Below are 16,662 nucleotides of genomic sequence, written 5' to 3'. Positions count from 1 at the left end.
CAACTCTTTACGCTTACGTTTTGCACGTTTAAGCACTTTGCCTGATGAACTAATAAACACCATGTGGAAAATGTTCTTTGCAATATCTAACCCAATTGTTATTTTAGCCATGTGACTCTCCTCGTTAAGTTTTGTCGCTTTTTCCTCAACATATCATGGCGCATTGTGACGCCGAAGAGAAGTGGGGAGAGTCCATACCATTATGATACCTGAAGATGCTCGATTTCAGCGAGAATCAGCAGATAATATTCGTAATCGAATCAAGATAATCGGCCTCATGTGAGGCCGCTTTATTATTCTTCTACCAGAATGTCACATTGATACAGATGTTTTTGTCCAGTGAGTGATTTAGATAGCTTAGGCAGCAAATCTGCCATTTTATTTTGAAGTGTCCAAGGTGGGTTGATAACAAACATACCAGATGACGTCATTCCATGTCCTGATGAATCTTCAGCGAGTGCAAGCTCAAAGCGCTGAATATTTTTAATACCGCTTTCTTCTAATGCTTTTTCCATTAAATCAACGTTTTTTCTGTCTACAACTGGGTACCAAATGGCGTAAGTTGCGGTACTGAATTTTTTATAAGCCTTGATGACAGATTTGATAACAAGCTGATACTCTGTTTTTATTTCATAAGACGGGTCGATTAATATCAAAGCTCGACGACTTGCCGTTGGAACAAGCCCAAGCATGCCTTTTAATCCATCGCTTTTGGTGATTTTTACTTTACGATTGCGGTTTATATTATTTGAAAGGTGCTCAAAATCCTGTGGGTGTAATTCAAATAACCAGCCTTTATCCTGTGGACGTAAAAAATATTTTGCGATAGCGGGGGAACCAGGATAAAACTCAAGTTCGTTAGTTTGGTTAAACGAGTTAATTGCTTCAAAATAACTTTTAATTTCAGGGAATTGCTCAGCGTCTAATTTCGCAATGCCATTGGTATATTCTTGTAGTTTTTGCATATTTTTAGAGTGTAAATGATAAAGCCCTGCTCCAGAATGAGTGTCGATATATTCGAATGCTTTATCTTTTTTTCTTAAGTGTTCAAGTATCTCAATTTGAACAATATGCTTGAGTACATCGGCAAAGTTGCCGGCATGAAAAGAGTGTCTGTAACTTAACAAGAGGGGCCTCAGATCGGCTTTTATTTCGATTGTGGCATATGATCTTGATATATAGGCGAAGAGTCAATCTATATAAAATAATTTATCAGAGTAAAATGGTGATAGTTTTACTCTGATAAATGACGGTTACGATAACTTAAAGCGAGTGATGATCTCCTGAAGTTGACCAGCTAAAGCACTCAGTTCAACACTTGCTTGGGCTATTTGCTCTGCACCAGCCGCATTTTCTGTCGCTGCAAATTTAATGTTTTGCATGCTTTCATTAATTTCTTCGGTGGCTGAAGATTGCTGAGATACGGCTGTAGCGATTAACTCAGCATTTTCAGCAATGTTTTGAATCTCTTTCAACGCATCAGAAATTAAAATAGCGCTGTCATTAGCTGAATTAATGGTTTTCTCAGCTAATTGATTTGATTCACTCATTGTTCTTACGGCTGTAGAAGTACCTTGTTGTAAGTGACCAATCATATCTTCAATATGGCTGGTAGACTCTTGAGTTTTATGAGCAAGCTGCCTTACTTCATCAGCAACAACGGCAAACCCTCGACCTTGCTCTCCAGCTCTTGCAGCTTCAATAGCGGCGTTAAGCGCAAGTAGGTTTGTCTGTTCAGCAATGCCATGAATCACTTCTAATACGCCGCCAATTTTTTGTGAATCAGTGGCAACTTGCTTAATGGCATCTGTCGCTGAACTCACCTCAGTGGCTAACTCAGACATATTATGAATGGTTTGTTCAATCTGTTTATTGGCACTTTCAGAAGTAGTATGTGCTTGATTAGACAACTCTGAAACATTAATGGCATTTTTAGCGACATCGCTAACCGTTACACTCATTTCATTGAGTGAAACCGATATACTCTCAATATTAGCTTGTTGTTCAGTTAAACTGTTCGTTGCTTGGAGGCTGACAGCACTGGTTTCTTCCGAAGTGCTGGCTACCTGCTCTGAAGCTTGTTGTAAATCAAAGACCATATTTCTCAGATTTTTACTCATTTGCAGCATGGATTTAAACACACCGGTTGCACTCGGGTTTTCAGCTTGTTCTTTTAATACGCCGTCTGCAATATTTTGAGATAGCAATTCCATATCATTAGGCTCACCACCTATTGGGGTCATGATTGATTTTGATATAAATAAAGACACCGCAAGAATTGAAACCACAGCAATAACAATGATGATCAATAATTCGTAAACCATAGTGTAGACTGGTGCATATGCTTCATTTCTATTTATTTCAGATATAAGTGCCCAATGAATCCCGAAGAAATCGATTGGGGCATAGGCTGATAACACTTCATGGCCATTATAATCAGTGATGATTTGTGAACCAGTTTTACCTTGAAGTGCCAATTCAACCGACTTTGTTTGTACGCCGTTTTCACTAATGCTTCCAGCAAAACTATTGTTAACACTGTGCTTATGAGGGTCAAGAAATGAGTCAGAGCGCATTCTGAAGTCACTACCAACAAGGTAGGACTCACCTGTATCACCCATGCCTTGTCGTTCTTGCATAATTTCATTTAGGTTTTCAGATGAAAACTGAAGTGCAATAACGATTGGTTGCTCATTGATATCTTCTAAATATGTACCAATAAAAGCTTGAGGAGCATTTTGGCTTGGTTCGTAAGGAGCAAAGTCTTCTACAATAAAATTTTTATATTTAATTACGCTTTTATATAAGGACGCTAAATTAGAATTTTTAAAGGGACCTAAATTTAAATTAGTTTTGTAATCGGATTCTTTTGCAACAGAATAAACTACTACTCCGTCACTATTAATAACAAATAAGTCGTAATAATTTTTTAACTTAATGAAATCTTCTAAAACCGGACTATGTTTATGGGTAAGTTCTTCTAAATTAAACTTTGAATCAGTATGAATAATATCTTTTAAAATATCCTTAGCAAGGAGTGTATCCGCTTGAGTTCGCTTTAAAAATCTATTTACCTGCAAAGTTTTTATTGAGCGCACACTTTCAAGCTGGTTATAAACTTGAGAAGAAATCGATGCTTTCGCAGTATATATTGCAATTATCCCTAAAACTAGTGTTGGTATTAAGCCTATTGCCATAAAAGCAATAAGTAACTTATTTTTAAGTTTCAACTTTAGCTCCCTCTAAAAAGCGTAAAATATTTGAATGCAATTAATTTAAATAATTTCGAGATATATTTTGATCGGAAAAAAGACCTAAATAAAAGTATTAGAACTTTGTTAAAAAGACAAGTGCTAAAGTAATGTAATTACTATGTTATAGGAAGAGCGTTTTAGATTGTTTGATGTAAAATTATACAAAAAATCACCGATTTTGATTCTTAACATACAGAAGTGAACAAACACTGCACTTAACGGTGAGGCGTATTGTTAATTAAGGCTGAAGCAGGCTGATAAATTACTGTTTGTATTTAGCTGCCGTAATAAATTCACCAAATGTCTCACACCATATGATCACACTGTTGAATTCACTTATATTTACATCTTCTGGAACATTAACAATGAACCCATTGAATGAGTTAATACTCGCAATTTGAGTCATTTGATGTTTATGCTTCTTGAAGTCAACTTCAGTGTCGACAAATTTTGGAGACAAATAGAGGCGATAATCTGGGCCAGGTGCAAGCTTGCCTTTGAAGGCGATGTTGCGTTCACTAACTGAAAGCAGTCCATCACCCCAATGAAATAAATCACTGTCAGTGAGGCTACGCTTGAACTCAGCAGTATACTTTGCGTCAGACATCTTGGAAGAGATTGCTTGAGGGCTAGGAGATTTGGAGGCTGTGAGTATTGGGAGTGCATAAATACCCACGGCAAAACCAACGATTCCGAACAAAAGATGAGACAGTAAAAGTAAAAGTTTTTTCTTCATTTCTACAACAACAATAGGAGACTCTGTTGCTAACTATAGACCTTATAGAATACGTTTTTCTAACAAAAAAATTTATTAAGAAGATCTCAAGCTATCTCTTAGAGAATAATATTTTTACTGAGTAGAAACCCAATGTTTTTCTGGAATAATATCCACGATAACCCATTGGCCTTGCTGTTTTATTAACCTCAGGGTTCTATCGTCCATCCACTTTTCTCCACCTTTTAACCCTAGTAGTTTTACTTTGACCTTTACGTCAGTAGAAAACTTTCTGAAAAAATCGATGTCGACGTCATCAACTTCAAATTGAACATTGGTCATTGGTAAGTTGAGCATATGGCGTTGAACCGAGGAGGCGATATGATAGTGTTTAAGGAGATCTTTTAGCCTTGGGTTAACCAACGTCATTGCTGCTTTTACATCTCGCTTATTATAGATATTATCCAAAAATTCAATGGATTTTGCTTCTGGAGATTTGGCAGACACAGAAGATGATTGATCACATCCAAAGATAAAAATTGTTAAACATAGAACTATCCATCTCATTGTTGTTGGCTCTTCCTGCTTTTTTATAACGTTATATAACATGCTATCACTTTTAACAACTTGTTCGAATAAGGTTTCAGCTTGTGGATAAAACAAAAATAAAAAGTTATCCACAAAATCTGTGGGCAACTATGTTGATGGTTTTTGGTTTAAATTTTAAGTGGTTAATTTTAAATGCTTTTGCGCTAATGGTTTGTGGTTTTTTTGGTTTGTCAAGTGGCAACGTTATTTTGTGATAGTTGCCACACAATTATAAGAGGTACGCTTATATGAGTCGTTGACTATATAGCTTTAAATCTGATCGCTGCACCACCAGAACTCGCTAGCTTTATAGTTAGCTGACTGCTTGAATCTACCTGCTTTGACTCGATGACTAGGTCATAGGGATTAGTTTTCCAATTTGCTTGTTCACCATCTCGGTAGATTTGAGCAATATACTTTTTCTGAGGTTCAAGAAAATCAAGATCAACTTTGATGGTTCTTGCTTTATTATCGGTTACAGCCCCCAGATACCAATCTTCTCCTGAGTATTTCTTCGATTTACGCTCCTGACGAGCAAATACTACAAATTCTCCAATTTCTCCATCCACTGCTATGCTCTTTTCCCAATCGGTGGGTACATCTTTGATAAATTGAAAAGCATCTTTTTTCTCTAAATAATTTTCAGGTAGATCTGCTGCCATCTGAATTGGACTATAAAGCACAACATAAGTAGCCAGCTGTTTAGCTAATGTGGTTTGTGGCCGATTTGCATCCTCATCCAAACCATTAAAAGACAGGTCGAATATTCCAGGGGTAAAATCCATAGGCCCTGAAAGCATACGAGTATAAGTCAACATAGGAATGTGAGAAGGTGGGTTTGGCGGATTCCCCCAAGCATTAAACTCTTGGCCCCTTGCACCTTCACGTGATATCCAGCTAGGGTAGGTTCTCCGTAAGCCAGTATCCTTGATAGGTTCGTGGGTATTAATGGCAATTTGATACTTAGCTGAAGTTTTCACACTTTCTAGATAATGGTTAACCATAAATTGGCCATCATGCCATTCATGGCGAATGACACCGTTTGCGTCCGTACGTTTTACTTTTCCACCGTCAGCAACATAGCCTGTTTTAATTTGTTCTACACCATGATCTTTATACAGTTTGAAAGCGTCGTTCATCTGCTTTTCATAATTAGTCACGCTACCCGAAGTTTCGTGATGCCCAATTATTTTCACATTTTTTTGTTTTGCATAATTGGTGAGGGCTGGCAGGTCAAAGTCCGGATAGCTTTCGGTGAAACTGAAAACATCCCCATTTAAAAACCACGAACCATCCCAACCTTTGTTCCAGCCTTCAACTAATACACCATCGAAACCGTGTTCAGCAGCAAAATCGATGTATTTTTTAGTGTTTTCAGTTGTGGCACCGTGAGGAATATTTGATTTTGTGCCCCAGCTTGCTTTGCCGATATGCATCTCCCACCAAATTCCGATGTACTTTCCTGGGTTTACCCACGACACATCACCGAGTTTGTTAGGTTCGTTCAAATTTAAAATGAGACGAGAGTTCAATAACCCTTTGGCATCTGAAGCAAGTTGAATTGTTCGCCAAGGCGTTTTAAAACTCCCTTGTAACTTTGCCAAACTGCCATCATACCAAGGGATTAAATCGGCTTGAAAGGTCCCCAGTCTTTGTTGCTTAAGAGTCATGGATGGATAGTTAACTAATGCAGCTTCATGAATACTAATATGAGCACCATTGGTAGATCTAATAGTGAAAGGCGTATTTACGTGAGAGGCATTTTGCAATGGAGTTTTAGAATACAAAAATTCGTAACGGTTCCAGCCTTTAGCTGGTATCCAAAACCCAGTCATATCGTTTGAATCTGCAAACTTAAATTCAGTTAACTCTTTTACTATTTCAATTTTCTCTGAATTTGTTTGTTGTGGGTATTCATAACGAAAACCTAAGCCGTCATCGAATACTTTGAACCTCAAGTTTAACTTTCGATGATCTTGTGTCTGTAACTCTACAAATAGCTCATTGTGGTGATCATTGATGACTCTTTGTTCTCCCCAAGGTTGCTCCCAGTTCGAATTCCTTGATGAAGTATCTAAACGGACAATTTTAAGTACATTCGAGAGTTCTGGTTGTGCTTTAAAAATAAAACCTAACTTGGATGATTCGATAACAGGTTTTCTGTCAAATGATACTGAGTATTCAGGGCTGCCTGAATCATCTGAAAGTGTTAAAGATATTTGTTTATTTGGTGAGGTAACACTTAAGGTTTGAGCTGCTGCTGAGCTGCATATTAGGCATAGAGAAAGTAGTCGTTTTAGCAAAATGGTCTATCCTTGAATTTTTCTTCCAGACTACTTAATCTTTTATTTTTTCAGAAGTGGTTACATACGTATTCAATTAAACAATACCATTTGGTGTAAACAGAAAATCATCAGTTTGATTATGAGCAGCTTTAGAGGTGGGTTTAATGCCTATTTGTTGGCAATTATATTTTTTAGGAATTTGTGAAAGAACTTTTTTTAACTCACTTGGTTGTACATTTAAACAGTATAAAGAGACTTGATCATCGACGAATCTAGGAGTAAAACCGTCGACTTCCAGTTTATAGAGTTGGCAAAGTCTATCTTCACTTCCGCAATCCTGTTTTAATTTCTGAAACTCTCCGTGATTTACCCTGCCAATTACAATTAAAAATACTTCTTCGAACTGTGAGCCTATAAAGCGAGTATCTCTAGAGTCCATATATGCAGAAACATAAATTGCCTCAGTTCCATGTTTCTCTATCGTTTTATCAGCCTGCGCATCAGAACCTTTAGAACGATGTTCTGATTTAGGTAATGCTGAATATTCCTCTGCTTCAGTTAAGTTTGATTCAGCACGAACCAGAGACTTGGTGAGATGACCTTTAGCAGAATATATTTCTACAGGTTGATAAGGGAATGATTTAATAAGTTCTGAAAACTCCTTTGAATATGAGTCAAAAACTGGAGAATGATTTCTTAATAATGACGTTTCAATATTGAAGCAGAGCCGAACAATTTGTACTGAGAGTTTATTAGAACCTTCAAAGCCAATTTCACTCACATCATTTATTTGCTCAACATTTAAGGCTGCTGCTATTTCTTGATAACTGACGACGTCACAATGCTCGTTAATCAGCTGACTTATTGAGTATTTGAGAAATTTATCAAGAAGTGAAAGTGTTTTTTGATCGAGTTTAGTCTCTTGCCCAACTTGATTTATAAATAACTCTAGTGCGGATAAACGCTCAATCAGTAATAACGATCGATTGGTAAATTTAAAACCTGAGCCAGTTTTAGATTTAGTTGCTAGAGAAGCAAACTGAGATGAGTGCTCTTTAGCTTGTATTTTATGGTCAACAATGGCTCCTAGCATCCCTTTATATTTTTCGACGGTATTTCTAGTGTCATAGAAAGGAACATCCAAGCTCGGAAACCAAGTGTTAAAGCCATCACAGTTATATCGAGTTGAACATTGTGTTACATATGGTGAGCCGATTTCATTTAAAAGTGTTTCTAATCGTGGGTTATTGGGCTTTTTTGTTAGTTCGGGGTGTAGTAATGGTTCATCAAACCTTTCTGAACACAATTTTTTTAATTCATCTATCTCTTCATTTGATAATTCTTTTGAGGCATCGATATAAAAGTCATGACATATAGTATCAATTTGGTATCTAAATTTACCTAAAGTTAAAGGGGAGTACTCGTGGTTTAATCCACAAGCTGGTGAAATAGGTTTTACAAAGACAGAAGAAGTTGTCATACATAAAATTTAACAAGATTTTGTTAGATTATAAGATATTTCACCAACTTCATATTTTAAATGAACAACAATTAACCTCATGTTTAAATAAAAATGCCGAGAAAATTCTCGGCATTTTTCAAATAGAAGCAATTAAATTACTTTTCTACTTTTGACATATCACCCGCTTGAATCAAAGTGAAATCTTCAAGCTTAATGTATTTATTGAAGACTTTATTGATATCAGCAACGGTTAAGTCTTTAATGCCTTGCTCAAATTCTTTGCTAAACTGCATGTCACGATCTAGACGAAGGTTAAGGGCAAGCGTGCCAACAAGTTCTTTATCTTGTGAACGGCTCACTTTGTAGCTTTGAAGTAAACCAGACTTTGCTGCATCTAATTCTTCCTGAGTAAAGCCATCTTTAATCACTTTTTCGATAACTTCTTTAAAGCCTTTTTCTACTTTAGCTAAGTTTTGCGGTGCACAAATAGCATATGCGCCAAGAGATGCACGCTCATTGAAACGACTTAGATTCATAAATGAACCAGCGCCATAACTTAGGCCATCTTTTTGACGAAGGCGAGTTGCCAAACGGCTATTTAAGAAACCACCCCCAAGAATATAGTTAGCAACTGTCATTGCTGGAGCATCAGCACTGCTATAGCCAATTGGTAAAGAAAGTGATGCAACAAAAGTCGCATTTTCTTTGTCTGGTGTATCAAACTTTAAATTTTCAACAGTAAGTTTCTCGTACGGACGATTTACTCGCTTATAAGCAACTTCACTATCCCAGCCCTTGGTCAGTTTTTCTAACTGTTTAACAGCCGCAGATTTATCGAAATCACCAATAATGGCGATTTGCATGTGGTCTGCACCGTAAAACGCTTTATGGAATTTTTTCACATCTTTTAGGCTTAGCTTATCAAGAGACACTAGTTGCTCTTCGAAAGTTGGCGTGTAAGCTGGATGCCCCTTAGGGAATGGCGATTGATGACGGCTATAAGCGTTGAACGCAAGACGTTGAGGGTCTTGTAAGTTTTGCTCTACAGCAACCTTTACTTGGCCTTTATAGAGATCAAATTCTTTTTTATCAAAAGCGGGTGTTTTTAACACTTCAGCAACGAGTTTGAGTACTTTGCTTAAGTTCGCTTTTGTGGTTTCCACACTGGCTGTGGCATTTTCACTACCACCACCAATACGAACTGTGGCTTCTAGTTTATCAAACTCATTTTTAAGCTCTTCACGGTTTAAACGCTCAGTACCACGCATTAGCATGCTGCCAGTTGCGTCACCTGCCATGTTCATACCCATTAGGTGCTTTAGATCACCCATTTGACTAGAAACACGAACTACAACAGATTCGCCACGTGTTTTCTTCTCAAGTAAGGCTACTTTAACGCCTGACTTAAGTGTTAAAACTTCAGTACGCTTATCAATATTGTCTTGTGACGGATCGAATGCTTCACCTTGAGCTACTTGCTTACGGCCTTTGTAGTCTTTAAGCATTTCTTTTACATCTTTAACCTGAGGGATTTCAACACGCTCAGGTTTCTCAGCTGGAATAAAGCGACCCGTTGTACGGTTGTTCTGAGTTAAATACTTCTCAGCTACGCGCTGTACGTCTTCTTTGGTGACGTTTTCCATTCGATCACGGTTTAAGAATAGTAAACGCCAGTCGCCTTGACCAATCCACTCACTGATCTCTAATGCTACTTTTTCTGAAGAATTAAAGGCTAACTTTAAGTTCTTCAAAATCGTTCGCTTAGCTGTTTCAACTTCTTTATCAGTGATTGGAGAGCTCTTAATGCTTTCAAGTGTTGAAATCATACTGTCTTGAACTTTTGATAAATCAGCTGATTTATCAACTTCTGCCATAAAGATAGCCACACCTGGATCTTGCCACTGGAAGTTAAAACCAAAGGCTTGAGATGCTTTTTTCGATTCAACAAGTTTTTTGTATAGACGACCATTTGGTGTAGAGGACAGTACTTCACTCAGTACGTTCAACGCGGCAAAATCTTCATGTGAACCTGCTGGAACATGGTACATAGTACCAACAAGCTGTACGTCTCCTACACGACGAACGGTTACTAAGCGCTCACCATCTTGTGCTGGCTCTTGAGTGTATAGCGGAGGAATTACACGCTCAGGCTTAGGAATAACACTGAAATAATCTTCAATTTTATCGATCATGTTGTCAGCGTCAAACTTACCTGCAACGATTAAGGTTGCATTATCAGGCTGGTAGTAATTTTTGTAGAAAGCCTTTAGATTTTCAATTTTAACATTTTCAAGATCTGAACGAGCACCAATGGTTGATTTACCATAGTTATGCCACATATAAGCCGCTGCCATCATGTTTTGTAAAGTGATGCGGAAAGGGCTGTTTTCACCACGTTCGAACTCGTTACGCACTACCGTCATTTCGCTATCAAGATCTTTTTTGGCAATGAAAGAATTAACCATTCGGTCAGCTTCCATATCCAATGCCCAGTTAATATTTTCTTCAGTCGCTGCGAAAGTTTCGTAGTAGTTTGTGCGATCAGTCCAAGTAGTACCGTTTGGTCGAGCACCGTGGCTGCTTAACTCTGCAGGAATGTCCTTGTGCTTTGGTGTGCCTTTAAAAACAAGGTGCTCAAGTAAGTGAGCCATACCTGTTTCACCGTAATTCTCGTGCTTTGAACCAACGTAATAAGTCACGTTTACGGTTACAGTTTCTTTTGTTTGATCAGGGAAAAGGAGAACTTGTAAGCCATTATCTAGTTGATACTCTTGAATGCCTTCAACTTCTGTCACTTTCGTTGCCGCTAAAGCATTGAATGAAAGTGCCCCTAGAGCCAATAAACTGGCCAGCAGTGTTTTTTTAGTTCGTAACGCCGTTGTCATGATAATTCCTTTTATGATTGTTTATACATGATTTATCACGCCGCTAACTTATCACATTAATTTAACAAGATTCATTTTTAAATGTTTCTAAAGATGTAATACCAAAGTTAATGTTTGAAATATGCACTTTTTTTAGATAATAATGAGGTGCTTACAAGAAAAGTTATGGATAACAATGATAAAAATCAAGTCGCTACAAAAGCATTATAAGATGGGGGAGCAACAAGTATCCGCTCTCGCAGGCGTTGATGTAGAAATTAATAAAAACGAGTTTGTAGCCATTATGGGGCCATCAGGTTCTGGCAAATCAACACTCATGAATATTATTGGTTGTTTAGACAAGCCTAGCAGTGGCGAGTACTTCCTTAGTGGAAACAATGTCAAAGATTTGAATGATGATGAGCTTTCATCGTTTCGTAATCAATCTGTTGGTTTTGTTTTTCAAAGTTTTCACCTCCTGCCCAGACTCTCAGCATTAGACAATGTACTTCTTCCTTTGAGATTTTCAGAACCACAACACACTGATATGGATTATGGTTTACAGCTTTTAGATCGAGTTGGGTTAAAAAGCCGAGCTCACCATAGGCCAAATCAATTATCTGGTGGACAAAGGCAGAGAGTTGCAATTGCGAGAGCGTTAATCAATAAACCAAGCATTCTTCTTGCTGACGAGCCTACAGGTGCTTTGGATTCGAAGACTTCTGTCGAAATTATGGAATTGTTTACTGAGCTACATAAATCAGGGCAAACCATTGTTTTAGTCACACATGAAGATGAAGTAGCTGCTTATGCTCAGCGTGTCATTCGAATGCGAGATGGTTTGGTGCAGTCAGTGGAGTTGAGGGGGGAGGATGTTGCGTAGTTATATTTTACCGCTAATGGGTTATTTCTTATTGGGAGCTGTTAATGCAAATGAAATACAGCCGAAACTATTATTAACAGGGCAACTAATATCTTCAAAGTCACAAAAATTTTCTGTTCCTCAAGCTGGGAACTCATGGAGATATCAAATTCAATGGATGATTGATGAAGGTAAGGTCGCTAAAGTGGGAGATAACGTCGTTATTTTCGATAAAACCCAGATAGATAGCCAAGTCGAACAACTAAAAGCGAACTTATTAAGATTTAAAGCTCAAGAGCAAAGTCAAACGGTTCAGTTAAAAAAAACCATACTTCAAGTTAAATTCGAGCTTAAGGAAAAACAACTCAACCTTGAAAAAGCTCAGCTAGATGCCTCTATTCCTGTCGATTATATTTCTGCAAAAGATTATGCCGATAATCAGTTCAATTTGATGAAAGCTAAAAATGACTTAACGCAAGCTGAGGAAAAGTTAGAGTCAGAATTAGCTAAGCAAACATCGACACTGAAGCAGTTACGTATCGACAATGAAAAAGCGCAGTTAGAATTGGATAACACTTTAACCTCATTGAAAAAGCTTACCATTGCTGCCGAAATTGAAGGCCCTGTGAGTTATGGCCGAAATATGTGGCAAGACAAGAAAATAGCGGTAGGTGATACCCTGCAGGTTGGTCGCAATGTAGCCAATATTTATGCTCTAAATAACTTAAAAGTAACTGCTTGGGTTAATGAGGTGGATGTTGATAAGTTGCAGGTTGATCAAGATGTTCTGGTTTACCTTGATACGGATTTATCTCAACAGCTTGATGCTAGAGTCACAAACATTAGCTCACAAGCAAATAAAAAAAACGCATGGGGAAACAGTCGTTGGTTTGAAGTTTCAGTAGAGTTTGCTAACCAACCTAATATCGAACTTAGCCCAGGGATGAGTGTTCTGGTATCGGCTCTACCAAAGCAGATGGAGTTGTAAAAAATGCAAAAACAATTACTAACAGGCTTGCTAGTGTGTTTCGCTTTACAAGGTTGTGGCTCTGAAAAAGTGATTACGGTTGAAACTGGTTTATTGCCGCAAAATATAAACTTAACGGGAGAACTTGTTTCGGCGAATACTGTGCAAGTATCCCCTCCAGTAGTTAATCGAGTCTGGCAATATCAAGTAAAAACTTTGGCGACTGAAGGCAGTTTTGTAAAAGAAGGACAAACGATTGCAGCGTTAGATACATCAGAATTAATGCAACGGCTCCAGAACAAGTCTTCTGAATTAGCCACGATTAAGCAAGACATTAAAACGACTCGCATTCGAATGTTCGAAGAAATTGAGCAATTAAAACTTAATATTGCTGAAGCAAAGATGAATTATGAAAAAGCAAAACGAAAATTTGAATTGTCAGACGAGACTGTGGCTGAAATAGAAAAGAAGAAATATGAAAATGACGCGTTGATCTCAAAGCGAAAAGTAAAATTAACTCAGCAATTACTAGATCTAGAAAAGCAAAGCTTAAAGCAACGTTTATTAATGCTAGAAAGTGATCAGCAAAAAATGGCGGCTGAAGTTAACGAACTGCAACAAGGTATTGTGAGTTTTAATATCAAAGCGCCAAAAGAAGGCATGCTTGTCTACGAAAAAGATTTTAATGGTGAGAAAGTAAAAGAAGGGCACACTTTGTATGCGGGAATGGGGTTGGTGAGCATTCCAGATTTGACTGAAATGCAAGTCAATATGTCAATTCCAGAAATAGAAGCGCACCGAGTGCAAGTTGGACAAGTAGTTAGCATCCGATTAGATGCCAATCCTGAAAAGGAGTTTAAAGGAAAAATTTCTCAGTTAGGAAAAGTTTTTCGAAGTAAAAGTTCGAATGTTCCTCTGGTTGTATTTGATGCAATGGCCGATATTGAAGGCGCAGATCAGCAAATAATGAAACCGGGAATGACGGCAAAAATATCGATAGATGTGTCATCTCCGCAAACGCAGTTACTATTACCGAAAGCTGCTATTTACTACGAAAATGGCTTGCCGACTGTAGATAAAGAAACATTTTTTTCTTCGTCTCAAGTGTTTATCGAAATAGAACAGATGGGTGAGAGCATGGTTTCAATTTCCAAGGGGCTCGAAGCTGGTGATAAGGTGGTGTTGAGATGAGAATGATTTCATTATCAGCCTTATGTGCACTGCTTTTAAGCGCATGTTCTGACCCGGAATCGCAAGGTACGCTGACAATCGAAGTTAAAAAATCAGACTTTGGTATTCATATTCCTGCTGAGGGTAATTTAGAGTCAACCGAATCCACCTTGATCACGGCACCCCATAGTTTACGCGGAAGACAGTCACTTGTTTGGCTTCTGCCGAACTTCTCGAATGTCAAAAAAGGGGATGTAATTGCTCGCTTGGATGCGAAAAGAACGTCTTTCATGTTAAAGAAAGATAAGTTGGACAATCAGCGATCAAAACTCGATGGTGCTATGAGGGCCAGTTCAGATGAAATTGCAAGAAAAAAACTGCTGCAAGATAAGTCTGTAACGGCAACTGAAAGAAAATTAGCAGATACATTTTTTAGTGATGATGAACGTGTGTATACCAAAATCGAGATTATCGACCAAATGCGGAATCAAGATTATCTCGACGCAAAAATGGATTATTTGGATTGGAATACGGGTCAGCACAATCAAAAAGCTAATGCCGAACAAGCTTTGATAACACTCAAACAAAAGGGCATTCAAACCAAGATTAACAGACATGAAACGAACTTAGCGAACCTTGAAATTAAAGCTGCTCATGATGGACTTTTTGTTTACAAGAAAAATTGGTATGACGAATACCCCGCTGTTGGAGACGCTATTTTTTCAGGGCAAACCATCGGTGAGTTGCCGAATACTTCAAACATGCAAGCGTCTTTGTATGCATTAGAGTCTGAATCATCTGGCTTGAAGGTCGGATTAAAAGCAATAGTATATTTGGACGCTTACCCGAATAAACCGTTCGAGGGAGAAGTCATTCAAGTTGATTCGTTAGCTCAACCAAAAGATAAAGGAAGTCCTGTTAATTATTTTAATTTCACGGTTCAGCTCAATGAAACCATTCCGGAGTTAATGAAACAAGGGCGACAAGTGAATGCGAAGGTTGAAGTGCTCGAAAGTAAGAGAATGTTAGCTGTGCCAAGTCAATCTGTATTTCAACATGAAGATGATTATTGGGTCTTTGTTAAAGATGGCGGCGAATTTGAAAAAAGAAAGGTCACCTTAGGTGCTCGTAACCTCAATCGGACTGAAATTACATCGGGTTTGAATGAATCAGAAGTTATTGCCTTAACTCAGCCTGCTGGAGAGCAACTATGATTGATTGGAACAATTATATTAAAGGCGTACAGCACGCATTAGTTGAAATGCAACACCACAAATTGAGAACATTTTTAACGTTACTCGGTATGGTTTTTGGCGTTGGCGCTGTTATTGCCATGTTAAGTGTAGGTGAGGGAGCTGAGAAAGAAGCTCTGAAAATGATTGAATCAATGGGTGTGAATAACATTGTCGTTAATGCTAGAGAGTTTGATAATGAAACTCTAAAAACAGTAAGAGAACACAGTTTAGGTTTAACCTTGTCTGATGTTCATAGTGCAAAAGAGACACTGCCTTTTATTGGTAATTGGACTGCTGAAAAAAAAGTAAAAGTGTTTGGCTTGTTCAGTTTTTCAGGGCAAAGCGATGCTACCGTTTCTGCTGTAACTGAAAACTGTTTTGAGCTGAGTTCGTTATCTTTAATCTCGGGGAAGAATTTTACATCAGCAGACAATAAAGAATACAAGCAAGTTGCTATCTTAGGGCCTGAAACAGCAAGGAGTTTGTTTCCAAGTGGTAATGCACTAGAGCAACCCATTAAAATTAACCACCAATGGTATACAGTGATCGGTATTCTCTCTGACAAGCATGAAGTTAAGTCAAAGATCCAAGGTGTAAAGATGGGAGGGGAGCGCAATACCATTTTTATTCCTCTAGGGACAGCATTGAAAAAAATGCAGTTTGATAAACTTGAAGATAAGCTAGATTCAGTAAAATTCGAATTGATTAATGGTGTTAACCCTAACCAAGCGGCACAAGCATTAAAACATTTGCTAGATAGAAGACATAACGGTGAGCAAGATTTTGATATTGTTGTTCCTGCTGTATTACTGGCCCAGCATCAAAGAACACAACAAATCTTCAATATCGTTATGGCGTGTGTTGCTGGTATTTCATTGTTAGTGGGTGGTATTGGTATTATGAATATCATGCTTGCGACTATTTTGGAACGAACCGTCGAAATTGGTTTACTAAGAGCTTTAGGAGCTAAAAAGTCAGACATAGCAATGCAGTTTTTGATTGAAAGTTCTGTGATTTCAGCGACGGGTGGAATTATTGGGATGATTCTCGGATTCTTAATTGCAATTGTGATTTCGAGTGTCGCTGATTGGCCTGTGGCTTGGTCGCTTTTCTCAATAGTGATTTCATTCGGGATGTGTATGCTTATTGGTGTTGGGTTTGGGTATTATCCAGCTAAGAGAGCGGCAGAATTAGATCCGATTGTAGCCCTACAAAGGGATTAACTTTTCCCAAGCAATAAAAAAGGCCTCAACTGAGGCC

General features: G+C 38.0%; 12 protein-coding genes. 5 read left to right on the top strand and 7 right to left on the bottom strand.

What is annotated here, in order from left to right; genetic code table 11:
• Positions 1–293 precede the first annotated feature (293 nt).
• The 7 genes from JQC92_RS08570 to JQC92_RS08540 all read right to left on the bottom strand — a co-directional run bounded on the left by JQC92_RS08570 (position 294) and on the right by JQC92_RS08540 (position 11,189).
• The gene (locus JQC92_RS08570; RefSeq protein ID WP_204999254.1) at positions 294–1,127 is read right to left on the bottom strand and encodes a 23S rRNA (adenine(2030)-N(6))-methyltransferase RlmJ; all 834 of its coding nucleotides are present in this window, start codon (positions 1,125–1,127) and stop codon (positions 294–296) included.
• Between the two features lie 126 nt (positions 1,128–1,253).
• Complete coding sequence (locus JQC92_RS08565; protein WP_204999253.1) at positions 1,254–3,230, bottom strand: methyl-accepting chemotaxis protein; 1,977 nt, start codon at positions 3,228–3,230, stop codon at positions 1,254–1,256.
• A 286-nt stretch (positions 3,231–3,516) separates the two neighbouring features.
• The gene (locus tag JQC92_RS08560) at positions 3,517–3,990 is read right to left on the bottom strand and encodes a DM13 domain-containing protein (protein WP_204999252.1); all 474 of its coding nucleotides are present in this window, start codon (positions 3,988–3,990) and stop codon (positions 3,517–3,519) included.
• A 114-nt stretch (positions 3,991–4,104) separates the two neighbouring features.
• Positions 4,105–4,650: a hypothetical protein gene (locus tag JQC92_RS08555; protein ID WP_338049502.1), complete on the bottom strand. Its 546-nt coding sequence runs from the start codon at positions 4,648–4,650 to the stop codon at positions 4,105–4,107.
• 167 nt (positions 4,651–4,817) lie between these two features.
• Positions 4,818–6,860: a glycoside hydrolase family 97 protein gene (locus tag JQC92_RS08550; protein ID WP_204999251.1), complete on the bottom strand. Its 2,043-nt coding sequence runs from the start codon at positions 6,858–6,860 to the stop codon at positions 4,818–4,820.
• Positions 6,861–6,936: 76 nt separating this feature from the next.
• A complete protein-coding gene (locus tag JQC92_RS08545; protein ID WP_204999250.1) occupies positions 6,937–8,322 on the bottom strand; it encodes a hypothetical protein in 1,386 nt (461 codons plus the stop codon).
• 137 nt (positions 8,323–8,459) lie between these two features.
• Entirely contained in the window at positions 8,460–11,189 is a 2,730-nt protein-coding gene (locus JQC92_RS08540) for a M16 family metallopeptidase (RefSeq protein ID WP_204999249.1), read from the bottom strand.
• Positions 11,190–11,364: 175 nt separating this feature from the next.
• Between JQC92_RS08540 and JQC92_RS08535 the strand changes: the two genes are divergently transcribed.
• From JQC92_RS08535 to JQC92_RS08515, 5 genes are read left to right on the top strand one after another with little or no spacing between them, the layout of a single operon-like run.
• Complete coding sequence (locus JQC92_RS08535) at positions 11,365–12,051, top strand: ABC transporter ATP-binding protein (protein ID WP_204999248.1); 687 nt, start codon at positions 11,365–11,367, stop codon at positions 12,049–12,051.
• The gene (locus JQC92_RS08530; RefSeq protein ID WP_204999247.1) at positions 12,041–13,018 is read left to right on the top strand and encodes an HlyD family secretion protein; all 978 of its coding nucleotides are present in this window, start codon (positions 12,041–12,043) and stop codon (positions 13,016–13,018) included. The genes JQC92_RS08535 and JQC92_RS08530 overlap by 11 nt, the downstream gene beginning before the upstream one ends.
• A 3-nt stretch (positions 13,019–13,021) precedes the next feature.
• Complete coding sequence (locus tag JQC92_RS08525) at positions 13,022–14,188, top strand: efflux RND transporter periplasmic adaptor subunit (protein WP_204999246.1); 1,167 nt, start codon at positions 13,022–13,024, stop codon at positions 14,186–14,188.
• A complete protein-coding gene (locus JQC92_RS08520) occupies positions 14,185–15,381 on the top strand; it encodes an efflux RND transporter periplasmic adaptor subunit (RefSeq protein WP_239480478.1) in 1,197 nt (398 codons plus the stop codon). Before JQC92_RS08525 ends, JQC92_RS08520 begins: the two co-directional genes overlap by 4 nt.
• Positions 15,378–16,625, top strand: a complete 1,248-nt coding sequence (locus JQC92_RS08515; protein WP_204999245.1) for an ABC transporter permease — start codon at positions 15,378–15,380, stop codon at positions 16,623–16,625. Before JQC92_RS08520 ends, JQC92_RS08515 begins: the two co-directional genes overlap by 4 nt.
• Positions 16,626–16,662: the final 37 nt, after the last annotated feature.

Source organism: Parashewanella hymeniacidonis (genome assembly GCF_016900895.1).
Classification (GTDB): Bacteria; Pseudomonadota; Gammaproteobacteria; order Enterobacterales; family Shewanellaceae; genus Parashewanella; species Parashewanella hymeniacidonis.
This window is presented reverse-complemented; position numbering and strand designations above follow the sequence as displayed.